Raw genomic sequence first — 24,054 nt, 5'->3', positions numbered from 1 at the left:
TTGCCGAGCTTCGAGGGCATGAGGCATCCGCCATCCGCCACGTCAGGGTGAGCGTGCCGCCACCATACCCCCGCGCCCCGACATCACCGACCGCCTTAGGCTCGGACCGTGACCTACATCCGGGCGGACGAACCCCTTATGCGGAAGGCGACGGCGCGGTGACCGAGCTCGAACTCGCCCGCATCGCCGGCGGCTCCGTCACCCTGCACGACGCCCGGAACAAGGCGCGGCGCACGGTCGACCTCGAGCCGTTCGAGATCGGCGCCTACCCCGTTACCGAGGAGCAGCTCGCCGAGATCATCGGGGAGGCATCCCGCCACCCTCGCCGGCCGACGACCGACGTCAGCTGGCTTCGGGCGATCCGCTTCTGCAACGCCGCGTCGGAGTGGGAGGGCCTTGATCCGGCGTACTCCTTCGAGGGCGAGGACGTGACCTGGCATGTCGACGCCGACGGCTTCCGGCTGCCGACCGAGGCGGAGTGGGAGTTCGCGTGCCGTGCCGGCTCGACCGGACCCCACTACGGACCGCTGTCCGACGTCGCCTGGACGAGCGCCGACGGGGTCATGGCCCCGCAGGACGTCGGCGGCAAGCTCCCCAATCTCAACGGGCTCTTCGACACCCTCGGAAACGTGTGGGAGTGGTGCTGGGACCTGCTCGATCCCGCTCGGTACGACACCTACCGGGTGTTCCGGGGCGGGGGCTACGCCGACGACGCCTGGAGCGTCCGCGCGTCGACCCGTCGGGGCGGTGCTCCGCGCATGCATCACGACGACGTCGGGTTCCGCGTCGCACGGGGCGGGTTCGACGGGCAGGATGCTGCTCAGGGCTGGTCGGCGACGGCCGACGCCGAGCGGGCCGCCGCCGACGGGCCGCTGCCCTCCGGCTGGACCCCGAGACGAAACGCGTGAGACTGAGTACTCTTGACGGTGACATTCAGTCCCAGCGTCAGGAGTCCGACCGTGACCGAGTTCCAGCCCCGCCCCGGCCAGAGCGCCGCGGGCTACGACGTCACCCGGCGCCTCGGCACCGACTACTACCAGGTGTTCGCCGACATCTCGGCCGATGACCGCGCCGTGTGGGAGCGCGCGCAGTCGTACGTCGACGAGGTGGGCACGCAGATGCAGGACGCATGGGATGCCGCGACCTACCCCCTCGACCTCGTCATGCGCATGGGCGAGCTCGACCTCTTCAACGACGGCATCGACCACCCCGACCTCACGCGGTTCTCCCCGCTGGCGGCAGGACTCGTCAACATGGAGGTCTCGCGCGGCGACGGATCGCTCGGCACGGTGATCGCCGTCCAAGGCGGCCTGGCGCTGCGGACGCTGGCGCTCTTCGGCAGCCCGGAGCAGCAGGCGCGGTGGCTGAAGCCCGTCGCACGCGGCGAGGTGCCCGCGGCCTTCGCGCTCACCGAGCCCGACCACGGCTCGGACTCGGTGTCGCTCGAGACGGTCGCACGCCGCGACGGCGACGAGTGGGTGCTGGACGGCGCCAAGAAGTGGATCGGCAACGGCGCCTCCGGCGGCATCACGTTCGTGTGGGCGCGTGTCGACGATGCCGACGCACCCGAGCACGGCGCCGTCCGCTGCTTCCTCGTCGAGCAGAGCGCCGCCGGGTACACCGGCACCGTGATCGGCGGCAAGGCGTCGCTGCGCGGCATCCATCAGGCCCTCATCACGCTCGACGGGGTGCGCGTGGCCCTCGATGCGGTCCTGCCAGGCACGAAGAGCTTCAAGGATGCCTCGACCGTGCTGTACTCGACCCGCTCCGGCGTCGCCTGGTCGGCGCTCGGCCACGCCACGGCCTGCTACGAGGCCGCACTGTCGTATGCGCAGCAGCGGATGCAGTTCGGCAAGCCGCTCGCGAAGTTCCAGATGGTGCAGGAGCGTCTCGCGCAGATGCTCGAGGAGCTCACCGCGATGCAGCTCTACTGCCGGCACCTGGCCGACCTCGAGGCATCCGGCGGTCTGCGGCCGACGCAGGCGTCGCTGGCGAAGTACCACAACACCCGCGCCGCGCGGCGGATCGCCGCAACGGCCCGTGACCTGCTCGGAGGCAACGGCATCCTGCTCGAGAACGGCGTCATGCAGCACATGACCGACATCGAGGCGATCCACACCTACGAAGGCACCGAGAGCGTGCAGGCGCTGCTGATCGGGCGCGACATCACCGGCATGAGCGCGTTCGCCTAGCAAACCCTGGGAACCCCGGCAAGGTGCCGGGGCAGGACAGCGACCGCGCATACCCTCGGCGCATGGGATTCTTCCGCAGCGAGCCGCGAACCGTGCGCCTGGAGTCCCACGACGCCGAGCTGAAGGCCAGTCGCGCGCCCTGGAGCCTGTGGGCCGACGGCTTCGGCAAGCTCGCGATCCGGGCGCTGCAGATCATCGTCGTCGTCACGGTGGCCGCCGGGATCATCTTCGCGATCCAGTCGCTCACGCTCGTGACGATCCCGCTCGTGATCGCCCTGATCCTGGCGTGCGCGTTCAACCCGGTGATGAATTGGATGCGGCGGCGCGGCGTCCCCTCGATGCTCGCGACCATCATCACGATGCTGGCGATCGTCGTCATCCTCGGGCTGCTCGGCTGGCTCATCGTGTGGGCGGTCCGCGACCAGTGGGACGAGCTGTACGCGCAGGCTCTGGCCGGTTTCGACGACCTGGTCGCGTGGGCACAGTCGCTCCCCTTCGAATTCCTCCAGCCCGATCAGGTCGATGAGTGGGTCGCGACCTTCACCGACTTCGTGACGAGCGCGCAGTTCGGCTCGGGTGCCCTCGCCGGCGTCGGAGCCGTCGCCAACTTCGTCACCGGACTCGTGCTCATGGTGACGATCCTGTTCTTCTTCCTCAAGGACGGGCCGCAGATGTGGGAGTTCCTCCTGCGGCCGTTCCGCGGCGAGAACTACGTGCGGGCGCGCCGCATCGGCGACAAGACGACGACGGTGCTCGGCTCGTATGTGCGGGGCACCGCCACCGTGGCGGCGGTCGATGCGATCGGCATCCTGATCGGTCTGCTCATCCTGCAGGTGCCGCTCGCCATCCCGCTCGCCGTGCTGGTGTTCCTGCTCGCGTTCATCCCCATCGTGGGCGCCACGGTGGCCGGCATCCTCGCCGCCCTCGTCGCCCTCGTCGCCAACGGCTGGGTGAACGCGCTCTTCGTGGTGGGCGTGGTGGTGCTGGTCAACCAGCTCGAGGGCAACTTCCTGCAGCCGTTCCTCATGGGCCGGTCGATGAAGCTGCACGCATTCGTGATCCTGGTCGCCCTGACCGTCGGCGCCGTGCTCGGCGGCATCGTCGGCGCCGTCCTGGCCGTGCCGATCGCGGCCGCGGCGTGGGGCGTCATCCAGGTCTGGGACGGGCCCGATCTCCCCGCCCGCTGGGCCAGGCCGAAGCATCCGATCGAGTCCTGAACCGGGGGCTGGGGCCTCGGACGGGCGTCGCGCGCGCCAGTGTCAGGTGACATGCCGGTGCCCGGACCCTCCCGCGTGCCCGTCACGGCGTGTCTCCTGACAGTGGCACGCTGCAAGGCTCGACACCCGCCTGAACCTGTCCCGCGTCCGAGGCGCACGGCAGGATGGGTCCATGCCGTACGACATCCCCGCGCCGATGCTGGCGAAGTCCGTGCCCGCTGTGCCCGATCCCGCCAAGGTGGAGGGTGGCCTGAGCTTCGAGCCGAAGTGGGACGGATTCCGCGCCCTGGTGTCGTGGGACGGCGAGAACGTCGAGATCGGGTCGCGCGGTGCGAAGCCGCTCACCCGGTACTTCCCCGAACTCGTCGAGGCGTTCGCGCGCCTGCTGCCCGAGCCGTGCCTCATCGACGGCGAGATCGTCGTGCCGAAGGGAGAGCCCGGAGCGCAGCGCCTCGACTGGGAGTCGCTGAGCCAGCGAATCCATCCGGCGGAGTCCCGCGTGAACATGCTCGCCGAGACGACGCCGGCGATGTTCATCGCGTTCGACCTGCTCGTCCGCGGCGATCGCGATCTGCAGCCCGAGCCGTTCGAGGTGCGACGCGCCGAGCTCGTCGACCTGCTCGGCGGCGTGCCCCATCCGGTTCACGTGACCCGCACGACCGACGACCCCGCCCTTGCCGAGCGCTGGCTGTCGGAGTTCGAAGGAGCCGGGCTCGACGGCGTGGTCGCGAAGCCGCTCGCCCAGCCGTACGCACCGAACAAGCGCACGATGTTCAAGATCAAGCACGCGCGCACGGCCGACGTCGTCGCGATGGGATACCGCATCCACAAGTCCGGAGCCGGCGTCGGCTCGCTGCTGGTCGGCCTCTACAACGACGACGGCACGCTGTACCCGGTCGGCGGTGTCGCCGCCTGGAGCAACGCCCGCCGCCTCGAGCTCATCGACGAGCTCGACCCGCTCGTCGAACGCGATGCCTCGGGCGAGGTGATGCGCGCCGAGGGAGAGAAATCGCGGTTCCAGGCCGGCCGCGCCGACTCGTCGTTCGTGCGGCTGCGCCCCGAGCGCGTTCTCGAGGTGCGCTACGACCAGCTCGAGGGGTGGCGGTTCCGCCACACCGTGCAGTTCGAGCGCTGGCGTCCGGACCGCGATCCGACGTCGTGCACGTACGACCAGCTCGAGACGGTCTCTGCCTACGACCTGGGCGACGTGCTCGACTGAGGCCCCGGGTGGTTGAGCGAGCGAAGCGAGAGGAAACGCCCCGCGCAAGGGGACCGCGTTTCGTCTCGGTCGCTCCGCTCCCTCGCTCAACGACCCGCAACCTCGCCCCCGGGTCGTTGAGCGAGCGAAGCGAGACGAAACGCAACCTCGCCCCCCGGTCGTTGAGCGAGCGAAGCGAGACGAAACGCCCCTTCGTCGCGAAGCACGTCTCGTCTCGGTCGCTCCGCTCCCTCGCTCAACGACCCGCCGGCCCGCTCCCCGTCCCGCCCCGCCCTCACTCGCCCTCGAGCACCCCGGAGTCGGCGGGCGGCACGAACTCGACGACCGGGATCTCCGGTTCGCCGCCCTGCAGCTCTTCCATCGCGGAATGCAGGTGGCGCCACGCCTCCGGGTGTGCTGAGGCGTACTCGGCCAGCCTTGCCGCCGACGCCGCGTCGTCGAGCAGCCGTGGCTGCGCACGCACGCGGCGGTACGGGCCGACGCTGATGTACGCCACGCCGTTCGCCGCGAGGTTGCGGTACCACTGCGACGTTCGACCGAACCCGCTCGCGACCCGCACCACGTTGCGCTCCATGCCGATGACTTCGACGACGACGTAGCGGCGCTCGCCCGACGTGCGGCCTCGGTGCTCGATCATCACAAGCCGGTTGCCGAACATCCACCCCAGGCTCGCGCGGTAGAGCGGAATCGGCGCGCGCATCAGCCAGCGCACGCGCAGCAGCCGTGCCATAAGTCGGTCCGCGATTCCTGGACGCCGCGTCATCGCGGTATCGCCTCAGTCCCAGTTCTCGGCGTTTTTGCGGCTCGGCTGCACGCGCGGCGGCTCGCCCGGCATCTTGGGGAAGTCGGGCGGGAACGGCAGCTCGCCGAGACCGTCGTCGAGGTCGCGCTGCCACCACTCGAGGAGCGTGTCGATGCGACCCGGCTTCGCGAGCAGGTCGGCCCAGGGATCGCCGACCTCGGCCAAGCGCTCGGGCACCGTGCGCACCGTGAACGACGATGGGTCCACACCCGCCGCCAGCTCGTCCCACGTCAGCGGCGTCGACACCGTCGCACCGGGCAGCGCGCGCGGACTGTACGCGCCGGCCATCGTGCGGTCACGGTTGGCCTGGTTGAAGTCGATGAAGATGCGCTCGCCACGCTCTTCCTTCCACCAGTTCATGGTCACCTTGTCGGGCATCCGGCGCTCGAGCTCGCGTCCGGCGGCGATGACCGCATGTCGCACGTCGAGAAACTCCCACTCCGGCTCGATCGGGCAGAACACGTGGATGCCGCGGTTGCCGCTCGTCTTGAGGAACGCCGTGAGCCCCGCCTCACCGAGGACGTCGCGCAGGGCGGGTGCGACGGCTGCGGCATCCGCGAAGTCCGTTCCCGGCTGAGGATCGAGATCGATGCGCAGCTCGACCGGGTTGTCGGTGTTGGCCGTGAGCGTCGCCCACGGGTGGAAGACGATGGTGTTCATCTGGACGGCCCATACGGCTGCCGCGATCTCGGTGAGGATGAGCTGCGGATGCCTCCGCCCGCTGTTGTATGTGACGGTCTGGGCCTCGACGAACCCCGGCGCCCCCTTCGGCGGGTTCTTGGAGTAGAACTTCTCGCCGCCGACACCGTCGGGGAACCGCTCGAGCGAGACGGGCCGGTCGCCGTTCGCTGCGAGGAACGGCTCGGCGACCGCCAGCAGGTACTCGGCCAGCTCGTGCTTCGTGATCCCGAGCTCGGGCCAGATCACGCGGTTCGGGCTCGACAGCCCGATCTCGCGGTCTCCGTCGGGCCCGGGGATGGTCAGGGTGATGCGCTCCGACGCCATGCCTCGACCCTAGGCGCGGGGCGCGACATCCCGCACCCCCTCACTCCCCGGCCCTCTCGCTCCCCCGCCCCTCGCTCCCCCTTGTTGAGAGTCCAGGACGCGCCGTGCGGGTCATCCCGGCGACGGCGCGTCCTGGACTCTCAATCGCGAAGCGCGAAGGTCACCGCTCGACCGGGAAGACCATGTGCGTCACGCGGGCGCTCCGGATCACGGTCGTCGGGTCGGCCAGCCGCACGGCGGCCGGCTCGACGTCCTCGAAGTAGCGGTGGCCGGTGCCGAGCACGACCGGCACGAGATCGATGGCGACCTCGTCGACCAGCCCGGCGGCGAGCGCCTGCCCGGCGATGGTGCCGGCCGCTAGGGCGACGGCCCGGTCTCCGGCGATCTCCTGCGCGAGAGCCACGGCGGCCTCGATGCCCTCGGTCACGAAGTGGGCATTGCCGGTGTGCGCGTGCGCCCAGTCGGTCGGCGCCTCATGAGTGAGCACGACGAACGGCACCCCGAGCGGATGCTCGCCGCTCCACCCGTCGGTGATGTCGAAGAGAAGACGACCGACGACGAGGCATCCGATCTGCTCCACCCAGCTCCGCCAGTAGTCGGCGCTCTCGGGCGTCAGGTGGAACGAAGCCGGTTCGCTGGCGGTGAGGACCTCGACGTCGCCGACCTCGTACCAGTCGAAGAGGCGACCCGGGTCGTTGTTCTCGTGGGCCACGAAGCCGTCGAGCGACATCGAGGCCGAGCTGACGACCTTGCCCATGTCACGCCCCGCCTTCGAGCAGGCGGTCCAGCTTCTCGTAGCCTTCGCGTATACCGCGCTCCATGCCCTCCGCCACCATGTTCTCGAGCACCTCGATCGTCGAGAAGACGCTGTGGTCGACGAGCCGCGTGCGTCCGTCGGGCAGCGCCTCGAAGCGGATGCAGTCGACGCTCACCTCGTCGGGCCAGCCCTCATACTCGAAGGTCTGGATGATCAGCTCGTTCTCGCGAACGGTGTGGAACACGCCGCGGAAGCCGTACTCGCCGTCGGCGTCGCGCTGCACGAAGCGGTAGCCGCCGCCAGTGCGGAAATCCCAGTGGGTGATCTCGGTGCGCTCTTCGCCGGGGCCGATCCACTGCGTGAACAGCTCGGGGTCGGCGTGGGCGCGGAACACCGCCTCGACGGGCGCGTCGAATTCGCGGGTCATGTCGGCGTACGACGTACCCGGGACGGCTTCGACGATCAGCGGATTGCTCATGATTCCTTCTCCTTCGTACGGGTGCTTCTTCTGCGAGGGGTCTGAGTGGATGCCGCGGCGGCGAGCACGGCGTCGAGCCGTCGGTACGCCCGCTCGGCGTCGAGCCGGTACCGATCGATCCAGGCGGTCAGGCGTTCGAGCGCGGCGGCGTCGAGATGAACCGGCTTGCGCTGCGCCTCGCGCGTGCGCCACACCAGGCCGGCATCTTCGAGCACGGTGATGTGCTTCGACACCGCCTGCAGCGAGATGTCGAACGGCTCGGCGAGCTCGCCCAGCGTCGCCGCCCCGCGACTGAGCCGGGCGACGATCGCACGCCGGATCGGGTCGGCCAGCGCGGCGAACGCCCGGTCCAGCGCGGCATCCTGTTCGCTCATCAACCGACTCCTTTATCAAGCGTTGGATTGATAACAAGATAGAATGAAGCGGATGCCGCGTCAAGACCCCTCGTGCGCAACATCGGAGATCATCCACGACACGCGGGCGACGGATGCCTCGGCCCGGCGTGGCGCTGACGATCTCCGCCGTTGCGTCAGGCGGAGGCGTCAGGCGGAGGCGTCAGACAGAGGCGTCAGACAGAGGCGTCAGACAGAGGCGTCAGGCGGCGGTGGCGAACAGCGGGGCGAGGTCGGCGCGCGACAGGCGGATCCACGGGCCAGCGGGGTCGACGAGCACACCCGCCAGGCCCGCGTCGCCGAGCGCCGCGGCCAGCTGGGCACCCGTCACAGGTGCGGCCTGATCGCCGCGTCCCATCACCGCGACCTCGAGCGGGTGCGAGTACACCTCGAGGTAGCGGGAGCCGTCCTCGGCGCGCCCCTCGGCGATCCCAGGACGGCCGTCGTCGAGCTTGCCCACGGCGACCCACAGCGGTGCCGTGGTGAGCGCCTGCGCCACGGCCGCGGCGGTCTCGGGCGTGCGCTCGCCGGCGAGCAGCGTCTTGACGGTCAGCTGCTCGTCGACCTTCTCGAGGATCTTCTTGAGCAGGTCCTTCGGCAGGACGGCGCGAGCCGGAGCCGAGGACTGATCGATGATCAATCCCTCGTAGGGACCAGCAAGCACGTGCTTGATGACCGACAGCACCGGCTGGCCCAGGGCGGACGTGTCGGCATCGCCGTCGCCGCGCACGCTGGCCTGTAGCGCGGCGCCGCTCGAGTACGCCAGCGCGAACGACCGGTCGCCGACCTTCACCATCGCGAGGGGAAGCTCCTTGCCCTCGGCGAGCAGCGCGCGGGCGTCACCCTTGATGCGGAGGAAGAGGTGCCCCTGCAGACACTGCCGTGCGACGTCGAGGAGCGCCTGCGGCGCCGTGCCGTCGGCCACCCGCGCGAGGGCCTCGCGAAGCAGCACGTTGTCCTTCAGCCCCGGCACCGTCTCGGTCGCGCGCGGTGCGACCTTCGTCGCGGCGCGCGCCGTCTTGCGCGGCTGCAGCGTGGGCTTGGCCGCGGGCGCCGACGCACCGAGTCCGCTGTACGACGAGACGGAGATGGAGACGGATGCCGCGGCCGCGGCGTCGGCTGCGGCATCCGCTTCGGACTCGACCTCGGGAGCTGCCGGCGTCGCGTCGACCGCCTCGTCGGGCGCGGCTTCGTCAGCCGGCGTTTCGGGGGAGTCTTTGGATCGGCGCGAGAACAGGGCCATGCGTTCGAGCCTAACCCGGGCGCAGGAACGCCGACCGCGACTGTCCCCAGGCGGTGGGACGCGACCGCCGCTACAGCTTCTCGATCGGCGCGATCTTGATCAGCAGCTTCTTCGGACCGACCTTGTCGAACCGTACGTGGGCCACGCGCTTCGCACCTTCGCCGGTGACCGCGTCCACGCGCCCCTCACCGAAGTCGTCGTGACGGATGCGGTCGCCCGGCGCAAGCTGCATGTCGCCGTTGTCTCGCACCTTCGCGGGGATGCGGTTCGCGAACCGCTCGAGGTTGCCACTCGGCTCGCGCTTCGCGAGCGGCACGAGGTCGTCGCCGTAGCGCTTGCCGGATCCGCCGTAGCCGGAGCCCGACGCGCGGCGCGCGTTCAGCGCGCGCGACTGCGTGCCCCCGCGCGAGTTCACGTCGCCCGGCGACTGTCGCCAGTTGAGCAGCTCGGCCGGGATCTCCTGCAGGAACCGGCTCGGCATCGCGACCGTCACCTCGCCGAACTGCGCCCGGGTCATCGCGAGAGAGACGTAAAGCCGCTTACGGGCGCGCGTGATGCCCACGTAGAACAGCCGTCGCTCCTCTTGGGGTCCGCCGGGCTCGTTCGCCGAGATGCGGTGCGGGATGAGGTCCTCCTCGACACCGGTGACGAACACCGCGTCGTATTCGAGGCCCTTCGCGGTGTGCAGGGTCATCAGCGAGACCGAACCCGAGGCATCCTCGAGATCATCCGCGTCGGAGACGAGCGCGACCTCCGCGAGGAAGTCGATCACCGTGCCCTCGGGGTTGTTGCGCGCGAACTCCCGCGCAACGGCGACGAGCTCGTCGAGGTTCTCGATGCGCGCTTCGTCCTGCGCGTCTTTGCTCGCCCGCAGCGCGTCGTAGTACCCGCTCTTGCTCAGCAGCAGCTGGAGCCCTTCGGCGACCGCGGTCGGCGGCGCGAGTTCGCCGGTGGCGGGAAGCATGAGAGCGGATGCCTCGGCCAGGACCGCGTCGAGATGAGCGATCGCCGTCTGGATCTTGGGGCCGACACCGAGAGCCGACGCGTTGGCGAGCGCATCGCGGAAGGTGATCTGCTCCTCCTGCGCGTAGCGGGAGATCGCCTCGACGGTGACGTCGCCGATGCCGCGGCGGGGACGGTTGATGATGCGCCGCATCGCCATCTCGTCGGCGGGGTTCGACACCGCGACCAGGTAGGCGAGGGCGTCTTTGATCTCGGCGCGCTCGTAGAACTTCGTGCCGCCCATGATCTTGTACGGCACGGCCGACCGGATGAAGATCTCCTCCAGCGCACGGGACTGCGAGTTGGTGCGGTAGAAGACGGCCATCTGCGAGTAGTCGATGCCGGCCTTGCGCAGCACCTCGACCTCGTCGGCCACGAATTGCGCCTCGTCGTGCTGCGAGTAGCCGGTGAACCCGACGATCTGCTCGCCCGCACCGACGTCGGTCCACAGTTTCTTGTCTTTGCGGTCGAAGTTGTTGCTGATGACCGCGTTCGCCGCCGACAGGATGTTCTGCGTCGAGCGGTAGTTCTGCTCGAGCAGCACCACCTTCGCGCCGGGGTAGTCGCGCTCGAACTCGCTGATGTTGCGGATGTCGGCGCCGCGGAACGCGTAGATCGACTGGTCGGAGTCGCCGACCACCGTGAGCGAGGCGCCCGCGTGCTCGGGATCGTCGGCCGGCTCGGGCTCGAAGATCATCATGCCGCCGGAGGACGCGATCGGACCGGCGTCGGAGCCGATGGGCCGCGTCAGCTCGTGGATGAGCGCGTACTGCGCGTGGTTCGTGTCCTGGTACTCGTCGACCAGGATGTGCCGGAAGCGCCGGCGGTAGACGTCGGCGACCTGCGGGAACGCGCGGAAGAGGAACACCGTCTGCGCGATGAGGTCGTCGAAGTCGAAGGCGTTCGCGCGCTGCAGCTCGCGCTGGTACGCCGCGAACAGCTCGACGAACACGCGCTCGGCGGGGTCGCTCATGTTCGCCGAGCGGGCGTAGGACTCGGCATCCGCCAACTCGTTCTTGAGCTTGGAGATCTTGCTCTGCGTCGCCGCGGGCGTGAGTCCGAAGGCGTCGGCCTCGTGCTCTTTGACGAGCCGCTTGATGAGCGCGCGCGAGTCGCCCGAGTCGTAGATGGTGAACGCCTTCGTGAAGCCGAACTGCTCGGCCTCTCGGCGCAGGATGCGCACGCACGCCGAGTGGAACGTCGAGATCCACATGCCGCGCGCGGTGTCGCCGACGAGCTGCTCGACGCGTTCGCGCATCTCGCCCGCGGCCTTGTTGGTGAAGGTGATGGCCAGGATCTGGCTGGGCCACGCCTCGCGTGCGCGCAGAAGCGACGCGATGCGGCGCGTGAGCACGCTCGTCTTACCCGAGCCCGCGCCGGCGACGATGAGCAGCGCCGGACCGCGGTAGGTGACGGCCTCGCGCTGCTGGGGGTTCAGCCCGGTGAGGAGGTCTTCGTCGGGGCGTGCGCCGGCCTGCTGGGGGCCGCGATCTCCGCCGACGATGAGAGGAAAGGGGGCGTCGGTCATGGCCCGACAAGTCTAGGCGCGCGCGGCGACACCCGCCCCCCGCTCAGCCGAGCGGTGCCCACTCCCGGTCGAACCAGCGGCGCACACGGGAGGCTCCGAACTCGTGCTTGTTCGCGGCCAGCTCGCGCGACGGGCCCTGCAGCGACCCGTTCGGGCGGCCTTCGAAGAACGAGACCTCGACGATCCCGACCTCGTCGCCGCCGAACTCGATGTAGCAGATGCCTCGGCCATCATAGGTTTCGCCGCCCGCGGCTCCGCGCACGCGCGCGGCGATCTGACGGGCTGCCGTCGCCGCTTGGCGCTCGGCGAACACGCCCGCACGCGGGGTGCCGACCGCCGCGCAGTCGCCCACCGCGAAGACGTCCGGCCACGGCGTCTCCAGCGTGGCCGGGTCGACAGGTACCCAGCCGTCGACGGTGAGACCGGATGCCTCGACCACGGCGGGGACTCGATGCACTGGCACTCCGAGATAGAGGTCGAACGGCAGCTGCGATCCGTCACCGAGCTTCGCGACCCGGGACCCGGGGTCGAGCGAACGCACGTTGGTCTCGGGATGCCATTCGATGCCACGCTCCTCGAACGCGGCCAGGAGCGCGGCCGAGGCATCCCGTGACGGCGGAATCGGCCGCGGAAAAGGCATCACCAGCGAGATGGTGGACGAGTCGCGGATGCCGCGTTCCCGCAACCGCTCGTCGAGCATGAGCGCCGTCTCGCTGGGGGCGGGCGGGCACTTGAACGGTCCGGCCGTGATTCCGATGACGACGTCGCCGCCCTCGAACGCGGCGAGGGTGTCACGCAGCGCGAACGCGCCGGCCTCGCTGTAGAACTCGTGCCCGATCTCGGCGAGCCCGGGCGTGCGCCCGATGTCGTAGTCGGCGCCGAGCGCGATGACGAGGAAGTCGCCCGCGAACGTGCCCGCCGTCGTCTCGACCTGCTTCGCCCCGGCATCGATCGCGGTCACCTCCGCGTGCACGAAGGTCACGCCCGGCTTCACCAGATCGGCGTACCGATGGAAGACCTGCTCGGCGGACGTGCGCCCGAACATGACGTCGAGCTTCGAGAAGCCGAAGACGAACCCCTCGGTGCGGTCGATGAGCACCACCTCGATCTCGCCGGCGAACTCCTCGGCGAGCGTCGACGCGAGCTCCAGCCCGCCGAACCCGGCCCCCAGCACCACGACACGCTTGCTCACGAGAACCCCGATCCCACGTCGAAGAGCACGAACGCGCTCACTCTAGCGGGCGGCCCAGACCGGTGAGCGGGGCCCGCGTCAGAGCAGGCGGCGCTCCGAGGCCCACGCGGTGAGCTCGTACCGCGAGGACAGCTGCAGCTTGCGCAGCACGGCCGAGACGTGCGTCTCGACGGTCTTGTTCGAGATGAAGAGCTCCGCCGCGACTTCCTTGTACGCGTAGCCGCGCGCGATGAGGCGCATGACCTCCTGCTCCCGCGCCGACAGTCGATCCAACTCGTCGTTGGCGGTCGCCGTCTCGCCCGCCACGGCGCCGAACGCGTCGAGCACGAATCCCGCCAGGCGCGGGGAGAAGACGGCATCTCCTCCTGCGACGGCGTGCACCGCGCGGCTCACCTCGTCGCCCGACGAGCCCTTGGTGATGTACCCCCGGGCGCCGGCGCGGATCACGCGCACGACGTCTTCCGCGGCATCCGACACGCTCAATGCCAGGAAGCGGGTCTGAGGGGCCAGCGGCGAAGAGCGACGCAGCACGGCTTCGCCGCCGCTGGCATCCGGGATGCCGGCATCCGCAGCGCCGGGCAGGTGCACGTCGAGCAGCACGACGTCGGGCTGCAGCTCGGCGATGGCCGCGACAGCACCGGCCACATCGGCCGCCTCCCCGACGATCTCGACCGACGGATCGAGGTCGGCCCGCAGTCCGGAGCGGAAGATGGAATGGTCGTCGACGAGCACGACGCGCAGGGTGTCACCCACGTCGGGCCTCCTCTCCGGCGTAGTGCAGATGGACCTCGGTTCCGACGCCGCCCGCACCCGGCTTCACCGTCGCCGAGCCTCCCACCCGGCGCAGGCGCCCGATGATCGACTCGCGGACGCCCAGGCGATCGCCGGTCACGGCGTCCAGCGAGAATCCCGGCCCGCGGTCGCGCACGTACACGTCGACGCCGGTCGTGGTGCCCTCGATGTAGACGGAGACCTCGCCGCCGGCGTGGCGGGCGGCGTTGAGCATCGCCTCGCGGGCAGCCGCGGCGATCTCGCCGCTCGCGCGCTCGGTGGACAGGCCGGCCGAGACCACGTCGATGCGCACCGGGAAGTCGAGCTCGAGACCGCCGGCGTAGTCGCGCAGGTCGGTGGAGAGGTCGCTGTCGGCGGGGGCGTCGCCGTCGTAGAGCCACGAGCGCAGCTCGCGTTCTTGGGCGCGGGCGAGCCGGGCCGCCTCGCTGGACGCTCCGGCGCGGTTCTGGATCAGGGCGAGCGTCTGCAGCACCGAGTCGTGGAGGTGCGCCGCCATCTCGGCACGCTGCTCCTCCCGGATGCGGCGCACGCGCTCGCCCGAGAGCGCGCGCCACTTCGCAATCAGGGTCGAGGAGTAGACCGCCGCGATGCCCACGATGATCGCGACGGCGAACAGGAAGGCGACGAGCCCGGTCTCCTGCAGGATCGCGACCTGCATGACGACGAGCGCGACGAGGACGCCCGTCACGGTGAGCCGCACCGCCAGCTCGTGCCCGGGTCCGCGAGCCGGATCGTCGCGATCGACGAAGGTCGCCCACATCCCCGCCGCCACCGCGCACGCGGTCGTGAAGGCGACCCACACGAACCAGCCGGGCTGCGTGGTCATGGGCAGCTGCGCCGATGCGGTGCTGATGAGCGCCGCGGACGTCGCGACGAGCCCCACGCCGGCCGCGCCGGTGAGAATCCACGCCAGGGGCACGCGTCGCGTGGGCGCGGCATCCCCCTCCTGCCACGGAGTGAACACCCAGATCCACGCGTACAGCAGCGCACCCGCACCCCAGAGCAGGGTGAGCAGCACGAGGATCATCCGCACGGCGGTCGTCCCCCAGCCGAGGTGCGCGGCGAGGGCCTCCGACGTTCCCGACACGGCGCACGCGCGGGGGCGGCGCAGCGGCGCGCGGTCGCGTGCGGCGGGCAGGGCGGACGAGGACATGCCGCAATCCAACCACCCTCACTCGCGCGTGCCGCACCCCGGGAGCGAAGATCAGGGTCCGCTCAGGGGATCACCCCATGGCGAGGCGGTGCGCAGGCGTCGGAGGATCGAAGCATGACGGATGCCTCTGCCGCACACGATGCTGCACCTCTCGCCGATCCCGGACCACCGCCGCCCCCGCCCGGTGGGCGTCCCTCCTCGTGGGACCGCTTCTTCGCCTGGCTGACCGACCTCGGCATCGCCCGCGGTGACGGCTGGATCGGCGGGGTGTGCGCGGGCCTCGCCGCCCGCCTGGGCATCGACCCCATCATCGTTCGCGGCGTGTTCGTCGTCGCGGCGCTGTTCGGCCTTCCGATGTTCCTCGTCTACGGCATCGCCTGGGCGCTGCTGCCCGACCTCTCGGGCCGTCTCCACCTGCGCGAGCTCGTCGATCGTCGCTTCGACCCCGCGATGGTCGGCATCGGCCTCATGCTGCTCATCGGCATCTTCCCGGTCGTGCCGTGGTTCTTCGCCGCCGCGCTGCCGTTCGGCCCGTTCTTCGACTGGTCGCCGTGGGGCGGGTTCTGGACCCTGGTCACCGTCGCCGCCATCGGCGGGATCATCTACCTCATCGCGCGGTCGTCATCGCACCGCGCTCCCACGTCCGGCGTCGCGCCTGTGACGGATCCGCGAAGGGCTTCCGCGGATCCGAGCGACTCCGGCGAATCCGCGCAGGACGATTCGGGCGTCCGCGCGACGGCGGATCCGGCGAGCGCCGACGACTCAGCACCGTCGGCCGCCGGATCCGCCCTGACTCCCCCGCCGCTCGAGCCGGCCGCGCCGGCAGGAGTGGCGACGGATGCCGAGATCTCCGCGTGGCGTGAGCAGCATGCGGCGTGGAAGAACCAGGACCAGGCGTGGCGACAGCAGCAGCAGGATGCCGAGCGCGCCGCACGCGATCAGTCCAGGGCCGAGCGGGCCGCGGCCATGGCGACCTTCACCGCGGAGGCCGCGGCGCAGCGCCGCATCCGTCGCGCCTCGAACCCGCGCACGAGCTTCGGGTACGTCGTCTTCACGATGGGAGCCGCGCTCATCGTCGGGGCGATCACGTCACTGTGGCGGAGCGCCGTGGAGCCTGACGAGCTGCTCGTCGCGGTCACCGTCGGGCTCTTCGCGGCGGCGCTGGTCGTCGCGATCGCGATGATCGTCGCAGGGACGATCCGCCGTCGCAGCGGATTCCTCGCCTTCCTGACGGTCGCCCTCCTGATCGCCGGCACGAGCACGGCGGCGGTGCCCGTCACTCGCGGCATCGTCTTCGGAGACACGGTCGTCGGATCGTGGGATCCGCGCGACTTCACCCAGGTCTGGGGTCACCTCTCCATCGACATCGGAGACCTCGGCGGAACCGACGGCGCCTCAGGCGAGACGATCCGGGTCGACAAGCGCAGCGGTTCGACCGACATCTGGGTCGGAGGCGACGTCATCCTCACCCTGCAGGTCACGAGTCCCGACGGCGTGCAATGGTCGACGCTCGACGGAGAGACCGGCGAGCCCGTCGCCGACGGGCAGTGGGACGGGGCCGCGAGCGCCGACGGCCGCACGGTGGTGCGCCAGCGCATCGACAACACGCCGGCCGACTCTGCCGAGCCGCCCACCCGGCAGACCGTCATCCTCGACCAGCGATCCGGCACCGTCTCCGTCTCCATCTACCAGCCCTGAACGGACTCACCATGGACAACGAACCCACCGCGCCCCTCCCCTCACCGACGCAGTCCTTCACGCCACCGCCGCTGACGTACGCTCCGTACGCGGATGCCGCCGCCGACGTGGAATCGCTGCAGACGCCCTCCTCCCCCCGGGTCCGCTGGGCCGGAATCGTCTGGGGCGCCGTCTTCGCCGTGCTCGCCGGAACCGCCCTGTGGACGCTGGCCGAGGCATCCGGTCTCTCCGCCATCAGCGAGTGGCTGCGGACTCTGTCGCCCGCCGACCTGCACCCCGGGTGGGTGATCGGGGTCGTCGTCCTCGCCGGCGGACTGCTGCTGCTGATCCTGGGCGGGGTCGCACTGCTGCGCAACGCCCAGCTCCGGATGACCGTCGACCCCTGACCCCGCCCGTTGAGTGTCCAGGACACGCCGTCACTCCGGCCGAGCGCGCGGCACGTCCTGGACACTCAACAAGGGGTGGCGAGGGCGGCTTCGCCCCCGAGCTGGGTCAGCTGAGGTCGTCCGCCGCGATCGAGGCGGGGCGGGATGCCTCGTCCTCCCGCCGCTGCCACGGCATCGCGAGCAGCACCCCGGCGAGCAGGAGCACACCGCCGAACGCGGCGGCGATCCACGGCGTCTCGGGCGGGATCTCGAGGTACGTCGTGATGCCGAGGATGCGCGCCAGACCCCACGGCAGCAGGCCCATCTCGTCGTTCCAGAGGGTCAGCGCCCGCTCGAGACCGAACACTCCGATCACGAGCGCGGGCAGCGCCAACCCGGCGCCGACACCGGCCAGCACGTAGCCGGTCGCGCGCCGCGCCCGCACCTGCATCGCCAGCGCCCAGCCCGCGGCGACGAACACCCACACGAACAGCGCGAAGGCGACCGCGATGTAGGCGGTTCGGAACACCGGCTCGGTCCAGAACGCGAACCAGTAGCCGCCCGGACCCGTGAACGACAGCGCCGTCAGCGTCACGATGCAGCGAAGCACCACGACCCCGCCCACGGCCGCGATGACCGGCCACGGCGACCGGCGGCCGACGAGGATGCGCACGACGAGCGCGAACACGGCCCACGCCGCGAACACGATCGCGAGGTGCGTCCACGACAGGAACGACGTCTGCACCGCCCGCGTCGCGACGAGCAGCGCGGCCGGGACGATCAGCAGCAGCCAGCGGTCGAGTTCGAGCATGCCGAGCGTCGACTCGCGCGCCCGCCACGGCCGTGTCGACGCGATCCACGAGGCGCGGGCGGCCGCGGCCCCGGGACGGCGCACCAGGCTGGTGCGCGCGGCGAGCATGCCGATGAAGACCCACGCGAGCGCGAGCACGAGCAGCCCGCGCGCCAGCCACGACATCGAGAGGTCGCGCTCGGCGCGCTCCACGCCCAGCTGCGCAGCCGTGAGGTTGTACGCCGGATAGTCGAGGTCGCCCTCGTACGCCTCGATGTGCGCGGCGGCGAGCGCCTCGAACTCGGCGCGGTCGGCGTCCCAGGCGGCGTAGGCCTCCGACGACAGCGTGTCGTGCCACTGCCCCAGGTGCAGGATCATGGCACGATACGCCGCGAGCAGCCGCAGCACATCGGCCTCGTAGTCGAGCGTCTCGGTGAAAGCGTCGCGCAGCGCGGGGTCGCGCCAGGTCGAGGCATCCGTCCCCGCCACCGTCTCGCGCATGAGCTCGACCGTCGCGACAGCCTCGTCGCCGCCGGCGATGGCCTGCTCGATGTCGCCGCCCGTCGCATCGCGCGCGATCGCGTAGAGCACATCGAGCACGGCGGAGTCGCCGGTGAGGATGTCCCACTCGAAGATCCACATCATGGGCGGCGGCTCGAGCCCGATTGCGAACACGCGCTGGTCGGCGAACTGCTCGATGTAGAGGCCCTGCTCGATCGCCTCGCGGGACTGGCCCATCGCCTCGACGATGGCCGCGACCGTGGCGGGGTCGTCCGAGAACCACTGCCTTGCCCAGCTCGCCGTCACATCCGCGACGTCGGTCTCGGGGTCGCGGGCGAGCGCGGAGGCCACGACGGTGTCGAGCTCGTACAGCTGCCAGAACCCCGCCTTGAGATAGAGGGTCATGGGACCGGCGCGCCAGGGACCGCCGTCCTGCGTCCAGACCCAGACTCCCTCGATGTTGTCGTTCGCCTCGAGCAGCGTCTGCAGGGCGTACTGGTACTCGCGGCCGAGGTCGTTGGGGAACGCGCCGAAGTTCTCGAACTCGCGCCTGCTCTGGAACTCGACGATGCGCCGCTGCGCACCCTGCTCGAGGGTGTCGTTGAGGGGCAGCCAGCTGTAGAAGTCGCCGAGCGTGTACTTGGTCGACACGATGAGCGCGGGCGAGTCGATGCCGCCGAGCACCTCCTCGTATGAGGCCGAGTTGGTGTGCATGTCGCCGACGGCGCCGACACCCACGCTCCAGGTGCGGAAGATCACTTCCCGATCGGATGCCTCGGCCTGCGTGCTGAGCGTCTCGAGCATCGTCCGCACAGCCTTCGGGGTGCGCACAGCGAGCTGCGAGTAGTAGTCCCAGCCTTCGACGTCGTACACCTCGCCGGCCTCGCCGATGCGGATGAGGATTCCGTCGAGCGCGGGCTCGGCGGCGTAGAGCTCGTCGAGTCCGGCGGCGTAGACGTCCCACAGCGCGGGATTCTCGGTGTCGAGCGAGCCGAACGTGTCGACGAGGTAGTCCTCGAGCGGAGTGGTGAGCGTCAGCATGTCGGTGCGCAGGAAGACGTCCATGCCGAGCTCGTCGGCGTGCTGCCAGAACGGTCCGAACGCGTCGCGCAGCGCCAGCGCCTGGGCGCGATGCTCGTCGCCCGGTGTGTAGACGGCTCCGTCGGCGACCTCATCGAACGCGACGAACTCCACGAAACCGGGGAAGGCGACGGCGTTGTAGCCGTTGGCCAGCGAGTGCCGCACGAACTCGTCGAAGTCGGCGAAGGCCTCGTCGAGCGCATTTTCGTCGATGTACGGCGACTCGGGCAGCAGCACCTGGGCGAACGCCTTGGACGCGTGCGAGTAGTCGGTGCCCGGCTCCCATGCGGCAGGGTCGGGCTCGACGCCGACGGCGCCCATGTCGACCATGCGGAACGGCAGCGCCGACGTGATCTCCTCGCCGAGGTGCTCGGCGACCGACTGACCGGTGCGCACCTGGTGGGCAAGGTCGTAGATGCCCCGCACGGCCCCGCTCTCGCCGGCCGCCTCGATCACGAGAGCGGTGGCGGTGCCCGAGAGCCGATAGGTCTCGTCGTCCTCGTCGCCGTCCGCAGCCACGACGACGGTCAGCGTGGCCTCGCCGTCGCGCTCAGGGGCATCAGCGCTCGCGGCGAGCAGGCTCTCGATGGCGGCGTCGAAGCGGGGGCTCTCGGGAGCGTCTACCGTCGTCCACGACGGTGCCGGCACGACGGGACCCAGGTCAGGCGCGGTCGGAGCGGCCGGCTCCATCTGCGCGGCCGGCTCGGTGCGGATGCCGAGCGCGTCGCCTACGACGGCGCCGAGTCCGGCGCCGAGGGCCAGCAGCACGAGACCGGTGACGACAGCGAGGATGCCTCGCCGTGTCGCCTGCGTCATTCGATAAAGGTACCCCGCCGTGACCAGTGCTTTTGACGCGCGGCGTTTCGTCTCGCTTCGCTCGCTCAACGACCCGGGGGTCTGCGGCGTTTCGTCTCGCTCGCTCGCTCAACGACCCGGGTTGGGCCAGCCCCCGGCCGTTGAGCGAGGGAGCGAGCGAGCGAGACGAAACGCGTCGGGTTGGGTCAGCCGGGGGCTATAGGGACGGAGGATGCCAGCGTGCGACGGCCATCCACCCACTCTGGGCCGGACCCGATCCCGCCGCAAGGCAGCTTCCGCCCGCCCAGGCGGGCCGAGGCGGGCGAGTTGCCAGCTGTGGTGGGTTTCGCTCGCGCGTCCCCTCCTCAACTGGCAACTCGGCGCCCGCGGACGCTTGGGAGTCCGGCTCAGCTGCTCTTGCGCATCGCCCGGATCCCGGCCCACAGGCCGAGCGCCGCCAGCACCAGCGCCGCGACCCAGCCCCACAGCACCTCGACGGCGCCGAGGTCACCGGCGAACAGGGCTCGCTCGGCCTGCACGACCCAGTTCACCGGGTTGACGGTCGAGACCGCCTTCATCCAGGCGGGTCCGTCGTCGAGAGGAAGGAGCATGCCCGACAGGATCAGCAGCGGGAAGATCAGCGTCTGCTGCACGCCCCAGAACAGCCACTCGCGGTCTTTCGTCTTCAGCGCGAGGGTGTACGACAGCGAGCCGAGCCCGACGCCGAACACCGCGAGAAGGGCCAGGCCGATGACCAGCCCCGGCACGTTGATGGTGAACCCGAACGGCCACGCGATCAGCACGATGATGAGCGCCTGCACGACGATCGGCGCGATCTCCTTGAGCGCGCGGCCGACCAGCAGCGACGACCGTGCGAGCGGGGCGACGAGGGTGCGCTCGTGCGAGCCCGTCATCATCTCGTATTGCAGGTTCGACCCGGTCGCGCCGGTTCCGAACAGCACGATCATCACGAGCACGCCCGGCACGAACCACTGCAGGGTCTCCCCCACCGGCGCGCCCGACGAGCCGATGAGCAGCGGCGCGAAGAGGCCGAGGAAGACGAGCGGCTGCACCAGGCTGAAGATCAGCGTGAACGGATCGCGGACGACCGGCTTGAGCTCCCGCGTGAGCACGTTCCACGTGTCGCGGGCGGGGTTGGCCCGCACGACTGTGTCGGGTCGCGCTTCTTCCTGGATGGTGGTCATCGGCTCGCTCCTGTCGCTTCGCTCACGGATTCCGTGACGGATGCGGATGCCTCGGCCGAGGCATCCGCTGTCTCTTCGCTCTCTTCCGCCTCGCCCTCGCCGGCCTCGCGCAGCGTGCGTCCGGTCAGTGCGAGGAAGACGTCGTCGAGGGTGGGCGGCACGCCGGTCGCACGCCGCACCTGGATGCCCGCCGCGTCGAGCGCCCGCACCGCCGTCGGCAGCAGGGCATCGCCGTCGGGTGCGGTCAGCGTGACCTCGGCGCCGCCCTCGCGACGCACCTCGCGGTCGGTGAGGCGCTGCACGACCGCGACGGCGGCTGCGGTATCCGCTTCAGAGGCGAAGCCGAAGGTCAGCACATCGCCGGCCAGGTTCGCCTTGAGCGCGGTGGCGGTGTCGTCGGCGATGACCCGCCCCTTGTCCATGACCATGACGCGCTCGGCGTAGCGGTCGGCCTCCTCGAGGTAGTGCGTGGTGAGGAAGACCGTCGTGCCGTACTTCCGGCGCAGGTCGAGAATGTGCTGCCACAGGTTCGCGCGGCTCTGCGGGTCGAGGCCCGTCGACGGCTCGTCGAGGAAGATGAGCGGCGGCGCGTGCATGAGCCCGAGCGCGACGTCGAGACGCCGCTTCTGTCCCCCCGACAGCTGCTGCACCGAGCGATTCGCGAAGCCCGTGAGATCGAGCGACTCGATGAGCTCGTCGGCCCGCGCGCGGCTCGCCGCCTTGGACAGGCCGTAGAACGCTCCCTGGCTCAGCAGCTCGTCGCGGGCGCGCTGCGAGAAGCTGCCGCTGGTCAGCTGGCCGACGTACCCGATGCGTGCGCGCACCTCGGCGGGCTGCTTCAGGATGTCGAAGCCGACGACCCGCGCGGTGCCGGCGGTCGGCGGGATGAGGGTGGTGAGCATGCGCAGGCTCGTGGACTTGCCCGCGCCGTTGGGACCCAGGAACGCGACGAGCTCTCCTCGCGCGACCTGGAATGTGAGATCGGTGACCGCCTCGACGGTCTTCTTCTTGACGCTGAAGCGCTTGGTCAGGCCGTGCGCTTCGATGATCGGTTCGTTCGCCATGCTCCCAAGCTAGAAGCGATAGCGGACAGATCCTGTCCGCGATTTGGGGCATTGTTGAGGACATGTCCGACACGACCACGCGAGCGCTCTCGCTGCTCAATCTGCTCCAGACGCACCGGCACTGGCCGGGCTCGGAACTGGCCGGCCGGCTCGGCGTCACCGAGCGCACCGTCCGCCGCGACGTCGAGCGCCTGCGCGACCTGGGCTACCGCATCGAGTCCTCGCCGGGTGCCGCGGGCGGCTACCGCCTCGAGGCCGGCAGTGCCGTGCCGCCGCTGCTGCTCACCGATGAGGAGGCCGTCGCGATGGCGATCGGGCTGCGTGTGGCGGCATCCCAGCGGCTCGTCTCCGGACCCGAGACCACCATCACCGCCCTCGCGAAGCTCGAGCAGGTGCTGCCCGCGCCCCTGCGTCGACGCGTCACCGCGCTCGCCGAAGCGGTGCAGCCGACCGGCATCAACGCCGGCGCCGCGGTGTCGAGCGAGGTGCTGGGCGAGCTCGCCCTGGCGTGCCGCGACCACGAGCGCGTGCGCTTCTCTTATACGGCCGCTTCGGGAGAGGTCACCCGGCGACGCATCGAGCCGCACGCGCTCGCCCCCGCCGACCGGCACTGGTACCTGCTCTGCTGGGACCTCGACAAGGAGGACTGGCGCACCTTCCGCGTCGACCGCCTCGCCGGTGTGGAGCACACGCGCGTGCTCTTCGAACCCAGGCCGCTCACGCCCGAGCAGATCGAGGAGTTCATCTTCGTCGCGCGATCGTGGGTGCGCCAGAAGGTGGAGGCGGATGCCGTCATGGAGCTTCCGCTCGACACGATGCGCGAGTTCTTCGGGCAGTGGGGTCAGGGCGCCGAGGCCGAGGACGACACGCACACCCGCTGGCCGGTCGGCGGAGCCGACTGGCGCGAGACGATGTACGGGCTGATGTGGATCCCCGAGGGCGTCGAGTACACGACCGATCTCGCGGAACCTTCTCGTTCGCAGCTCAGGGAGTCTCTCGAGCGGATGCTGCGTGCCATCGATGCTCCCCCGCCGCCGCCCCGGGTCGTGGCCACCCGTTCGCGGATGGGGCAGGACTGACTGGCGTCGCGGCGGCGCGGCCCGGGCTCAGCGCACTTGCAGGACCCGCACCTACGCTGGCGCCGACCGAAGGAGTGACATGCGCCGACCCATCCTCGCGGGCGCCGGAGGCCTGCTCCTGCTCGCACTCACCGCCTGTGCCACCGGAGGACCCATGACCGATCCCACCCCGTCGTCGAGCCGACCCGCGTTCGAGACGACCACGCCCGGACCCCTCGCGCCGACCGGCACGCCCGTCGACGTGCCCCCGGAGAAGTGGGACGCCATCACCGCGGCCCTCGCCGCGGACGGGGCCGAGGGCGAGCCGGTCCTCGTGAGCGCGGAGGCCGTGTCGTGGCCGAACGGCGCCCTCGGCTGCCCGAAGCCGGGGATGTCGTACACGCAGGCCGTCGTGGACGGCATGCGAGTCGTCGTCGAGGTCGACGGGACCACCTACGACTACCGGTTCGGCCGCGGCGACTCTCCCGTGCTCTGCGAGGCCTGAGCGAGGCATCCGCTCGATCCG

The 24,054-nt window shown here is 70.5% G+C and carries 21 protein-coding genes; 8 read left to right on the top strand and 13 right to left on the bottom strand.

The window, feature by feature from the left end; all coding sequences use genetic code 11:
• The first annotated feature begins 158 nt into the window (after nt 1-158).
• The 4 genes from JX005_RS03930 (at nt 159) to JX005_RS03915 (ending at nt 4,628) form a co-directional block, all read left to right on the top strand.
• Nucleotides 159-908 carry a formylglycine-generating enzyme family protein gene (locus JX005_RS03930; protein ID WP_214466129.1) on the top strand — a complete coding sequence of 250 codons (750 nt, stop codon included), beginning with the start codon at nt 159-161 and terminating at the stop codon, nt 906-908.
• A 51-nt stretch (nt 909-959) separates the two neighbouring features.
• Nucleotides 960-2,192 carry an acyl-CoA dehydrogenase family protein gene (locus JX005_RS03925; protein ID WP_214466128.1) on the top strand — a complete coding sequence of 411 codons (1,233 nt, stop codon included), beginning with the start codon at nt 960-962 and terminating at the stop codon, nt 2,190-2,192.
• A gap of 62 nt (nt 2,193-2,254) precedes the next feature.
• Nucleotides 2,255-3,409, top strand: a complete 1,155-nt coding sequence (locus tag JX005_RS03920) for an AI-2E family transporter (RefSeq protein WP_214466127.1) — start codon at nt 2,255-2,257, stop codon at nt 3,407-3,409.
• 172 nt (nt 3,410-3,581) lie between these two features.
• Nucleotides 3,582-4,628, top strand: a complete 1,047-nt coding sequence (locus tag JX005_RS03915) for an ATP-dependent DNA ligase (protein ID WP_214466126.1) — start codon at nt 3,582-3,584, stop codon at nt 4,626-4,628.
• A gap of 274 nt (nt 4,629-4,902) precedes the next feature.
• Here JX005_RS03915 and JX005_RS03910 read toward each other — a convergent pair whose 3' ends face one another.
• The 10 genes from JX005_RS03910 to JX005_RS03865 form a co-directional block, all read right to left on the bottom strand.
• Nucleotides 4,903-5,358 carry a nitroreductase family deazaflavin-dependent oxidoreductase gene (locus JX005_RS03910; protein ID WP_214466125.1) on the bottom strand — a complete coding sequence of 152 codons (456 nt, stop codon included), beginning with the start codon at nt 5,356-5,358 and terminating at the stop codon, nt 4,903-4,905.
• A 45-nt stretch (nt 5,359-5,403) separates the two neighbouring features.
• Entirely contained in the window at nt 5,404-6,435 is a 1,032-nt protein-coding gene (gene ligD / locus JX005_RS03905; protein ID WP_214466124.1) for a non-homologous end-joining DNA ligase, read from the bottom strand.
• A gap of 160 nt (nt 6,436-6,595) precedes the next feature.
• Nucleotides 6,596-7,192, bottom strand: a complete 597-nt coding sequence (locus tag JX005_RS03900; RefSeq protein ID WP_214466123.1) for a dihydrofolate reductase family protein — start codon at nt 7,190-7,192, stop codon at nt 6,596-6,598.
• Nucleotide 7,193: 1 nt separating this feature from the next.
• Nucleotides 7,194-7,670 carry an SRPBCC family protein gene (locus JX005_RS03895; RefSeq protein WP_214466122.1) on the bottom strand — a complete coding sequence of 159 codons (477 nt, stop codon included), beginning with the start codon at nt 7,668-7,670 and terminating at the stop codon, nt 7,194-7,196.
• On the bottom strand, nt 7,667-8,044 hold the full coding sequence (locus tag JX005_RS03890; protein ID WP_214466121.1) for an ArsR/SmtB family transcription factor: 378 nt from the start codon (nt 8,042-8,044) through the stop codon (nt 7,667-7,669). Before JX005_RS03890 ends, JX005_RS03895 begins: the two co-directional genes overlap by 4 nt.
• 220 nt (nt 8,045-8,264) lie before the next feature.
• Complete coding sequence (locus tag JX005_RS03885; protein ID WP_214466120.1) at nt 8,265-9,305, bottom strand: SseB family protein; 1,041 nt, start codon at nt 9,303-9,305, stop codon at nt 8,265-8,267.
• A gap of 70 nt (nt 9,306-9,375) precedes the next feature.
• The gene (locus tag JX005_RS03880; RefSeq protein WP_214466119.1) at nt 9,376-11,835 is read right to left on the bottom strand and encodes an ATP-dependent helicase; all 2,460 of its coding nucleotides are present in this window, start codon (nt 11,833-11,835) and stop codon (nt 9,376-9,378) included.
• A gap of 43 nt (nt 11,836-11,878) precedes the next feature.
• Nucleotides 11,879-13,027 (bottom strand): NAD(P)/FAD-dependent oxidoreductase, encoded by a 1,149-nt coding sequence (locus JX005_RS03875; RefSeq protein WP_214466118.1) that lies wholly within the window; start codon nt 13,025-13,027, stop codon nt 11,879-11,881.
• A 78-nt stretch (nt 13,028-13,105) separates the two neighbouring features.
• A complete protein-coding gene (locus tag JX005_RS03870; protein ID WP_214466117.1) occupies nt 13,106-13,780 on the bottom strand; it encodes a LuxR C-terminal-related transcriptional regulator in 675 nt (224 codons plus the stop codon).
• A complete protein-coding gene (locus tag JX005_RS03865) occupies nt 13,773-14,972 on the bottom strand; it encodes an ATP-binding protein (protein WP_214466116.1) in 1,200 nt (399 codons plus the stop codon). The genes JX005_RS03870 and JX005_RS03865 overlap by 8 nt, the downstream gene beginning before the upstream one ends.
• Nucleotides 14,973-15,086: 114 nt before the next feature.
• Here JX005_RS03865 and JX005_RS03860 point away from each other — a divergent pair, with 114 nt between their 5' ends.
• Both JX005_RS03860 and JX005_RS03855 read left to right on the top strand, forming a co-directional pair.
• A complete protein-coding gene (locus tag JX005_RS03860) occupies nt 15,087-16,670 on the top strand; it encodes a PspC domain-containing protein (RefSeq protein WP_214466115.1) in 1,584 nt (527 codons plus the stop codon).
• An 11-nt stretch (nt 16,671-16,681) separates the two neighbouring features.
• The gene (locus JX005_RS03855; protein WP_214466114.1) at nt 16,682-17,056 is read left to right on the top strand and encodes a hypothetical protein; all 375 of its coding nucleotides are present in this window, start codon (nt 16,682-16,684) and stop codon (nt 17,054-17,056) included.
• A gap of 106 nt (nt 17,057-17,162) precedes the next feature.
• Here JX005_RS03855 and JX005_RS03850 read toward each other — a convergent pair whose 3' ends face one another.
• From JX005_RS03850 to JX005_RS03840, 3 genes are all read right to left on the bottom strand, one after another.
• Nucleotides 17,163-20,222 carry a hypothetical protein gene (locus tag JX005_RS03850; RefSeq protein ID WP_214466113.1) on the bottom strand — a complete coding sequence of 1,020 codons (3,060 nt, stop codon included), beginning with the start codon at nt 20,220-20,222 and terminating at the stop codon, nt 17,163-17,165.
• Nucleotides 20,223-20,608: 386 nt separating this feature from the next.
• On the bottom strand, nt 20,609-21,406 hold the full coding sequence (locus tag JX005_RS03845; RefSeq protein ID WP_214466112.1) for an ABC transporter permease: 798 nt from the start codon (nt 21,404-21,406) through the stop codon (nt 20,609-20,611).
• Nucleotides 21,403-22,470 carry an ATP-binding cassette domain-containing protein gene (locus JX005_RS03840; protein WP_214466111.1) on the bottom strand — a complete coding sequence of 356 codons (1,068 nt, stop codon included), beginning with the start codon at nt 22,468-22,470 and terminating at the stop codon, nt 21,403-21,405. Before JX005_RS03840 ends, JX005_RS03845 begins: the two co-directional genes overlap by 4 nt.
• 62 nt (nt 22,471-22,532) lie before the next feature.
• On the opposite strand from JX005_RS03840, the gene JX005_RS03835 reads away from it, so the two are divergent.
• Both JX005_RS03835 and JX005_RS03830 read left to right on the top strand, forming a co-directional pair.
• Nucleotides 22,533-23,549, top strand: coding sequence for a helix-turn-helix transcriptional regulator (locus tag JX005_RS03835; RefSeq protein WP_214466110.1), 1,017 nt, complete (start codon nt 22,533-22,535; stop codon nt 23,547-23,549).
• Between the two features lie 79 nt (nt 23,550-23,628).
• A complete protein-coding gene (locus tag JX005_RS03830; RefSeq protein ID WP_214466109.1) occupies nt 23,629-24,033 on the top strand; it encodes a DUF8738 domain-containing protein in 405 nt (134 codons plus the stop codon).
• Nucleotides 24,034-24,054 lie beyond the last annotated feature (21 nt).

It is taken from the genome of Microbacterium flavescens, from assembly GCF_018588945.1.
GTDB lineage: Bacteria > Actinomycetota > Actinomycetes > Actinomycetales > Microbacteriaceae > Microbacterium > Microbacterium flavescens.
Note: the sequence above shows the minus strand (reverse complement) of the source record. Positions and strands in the feature narration are given on the sequence as shown.

What these genes read in the sequence shown, in the direction of transcription:
- JX005_RS03920 (WP_214466127.1), top strand. Translation starts at nt 2,255, where the DNA reads ATGGGATTCTTCCGCAGCGAGCCGCGAACCGTGCGCCTGGAGTCCCAC.
- JX005_RS03915 (WP_214466126.1), top strand. Translation starts at nt 3,582, where the DNA reads ATGCCGTACGACATCCCCGCGCCGATGCTGGCGAAGTCCGTGCCCGCT.
- JX005_RS03910 (WP_214466125.1), bottom strand. Translation starts at nt 5,358, where the DNA reads ATGGCACGGCTGCTGCGCGTGCGCTGGCTGATGCGCGCGCCGATTCCG.
- ligD (WP_214466124.1), bottom strand. Translation starts at nt 6,435, where the DNA reads ATGGCGTCGGAGCGCATCACCCTGACCATCCCCGGGCCCGACGGAGAC.
- JX005_RS03900 (WP_214466123.1), bottom strand. Translation starts at nt 7,192, where the DNA reads ATGGGCAAGGTCGTCAGCTCGGCCTCGATGTCGCTCGACGGCTTCGTG.
- JX005_RS03895 (WP_214466122.1), bottom strand. Translation starts at nt 7,670, where the DNA reads ATGAGCAATCCGCTGATCGTCGAAGCCGTCCCGGGTACGTCGTACGCC.
- JX005_RS03890 (WP_214466121.1), bottom strand. Translation starts at nt 8,044, where the DNA reads ATGAGCGAACAGGATGCCGCGCTGGACCGGGCGTTCGCCGCGCTGGCC.
- JX005_RS03885 (WP_214466120.1), bottom strand. Translation starts at nt 9,305, where the DNA reads ATGGCCCTGTTCTCGCGCCGATCCAAAGACTCCCCCGAAACGCCGGCT.
- JX005_RS03880 (WP_214466119.1), bottom strand. Translation starts at nt 11,835, where the DNA reads ATGACCGACGCCCCCTTTCCTCTCATCGTCGGCGGAGATCGCGGCCCC.
- JX005_RS03865 (WP_214466116.1), bottom strand. Translation starts at nt 14,972, where the DNA reads ATGTCCTCGTCCGCCCTGCCCGCCGCACGCGACCGCGCGCCGCTGCGC.
- JX005_RS03860 (WP_214466115.1), top strand. Translation starts at nt 15,087, where the DNA reads ATGACGGATGCCTCTGCCGCACACGATGCTGCACCTCTCGCCGATCCC.
- JX005_RS03855 (WP_214466114.1), top strand. Translation starts at nt 16,682, where the DNA reads ATGGACAACGAACCCACCGCGCCCCTCCCCTCACCGACGCAGTCCTTC.
- JX005_RS03850 (WP_214466113.1), bottom strand. Translation starts at nt 20,222, where the DNA reads ATGACGCAGGCGACACGGCGAGGCATCCTCGCTGTCGTCACCGGTCTC.
- JX005_RS03845 (WP_214466112.1), bottom strand. Translation starts at nt 21,406, where the DNA reads ATGACCACCATCCAGGAAGAAGCGCGACCCGACACAGTCGTGCGGGCC.
- JX005_RS03840 (WP_214466111.1), bottom strand. Translation starts at nt 22,470, where the DNA reads ATGGCGAACGAACCGATCATCGAAGCGCACGGCCTGACCAAGCGCTTC.
- JX005_RS03835 (WP_214466110.1), top strand. Translation starts at nt 22,533, where the DNA reads ATGTCCGACACGACCACGCGAGCGCTCTCGCTGCTCAATCTGCTCCAG.
- JX005_RS03830 (WP_214466109.1), top strand. Translation starts at nt 23,629, where the DNA reads ATGCGCCGACCCATCCTCGCGGGCGCCGGAGGCCTGCTCCTGCTCGCA.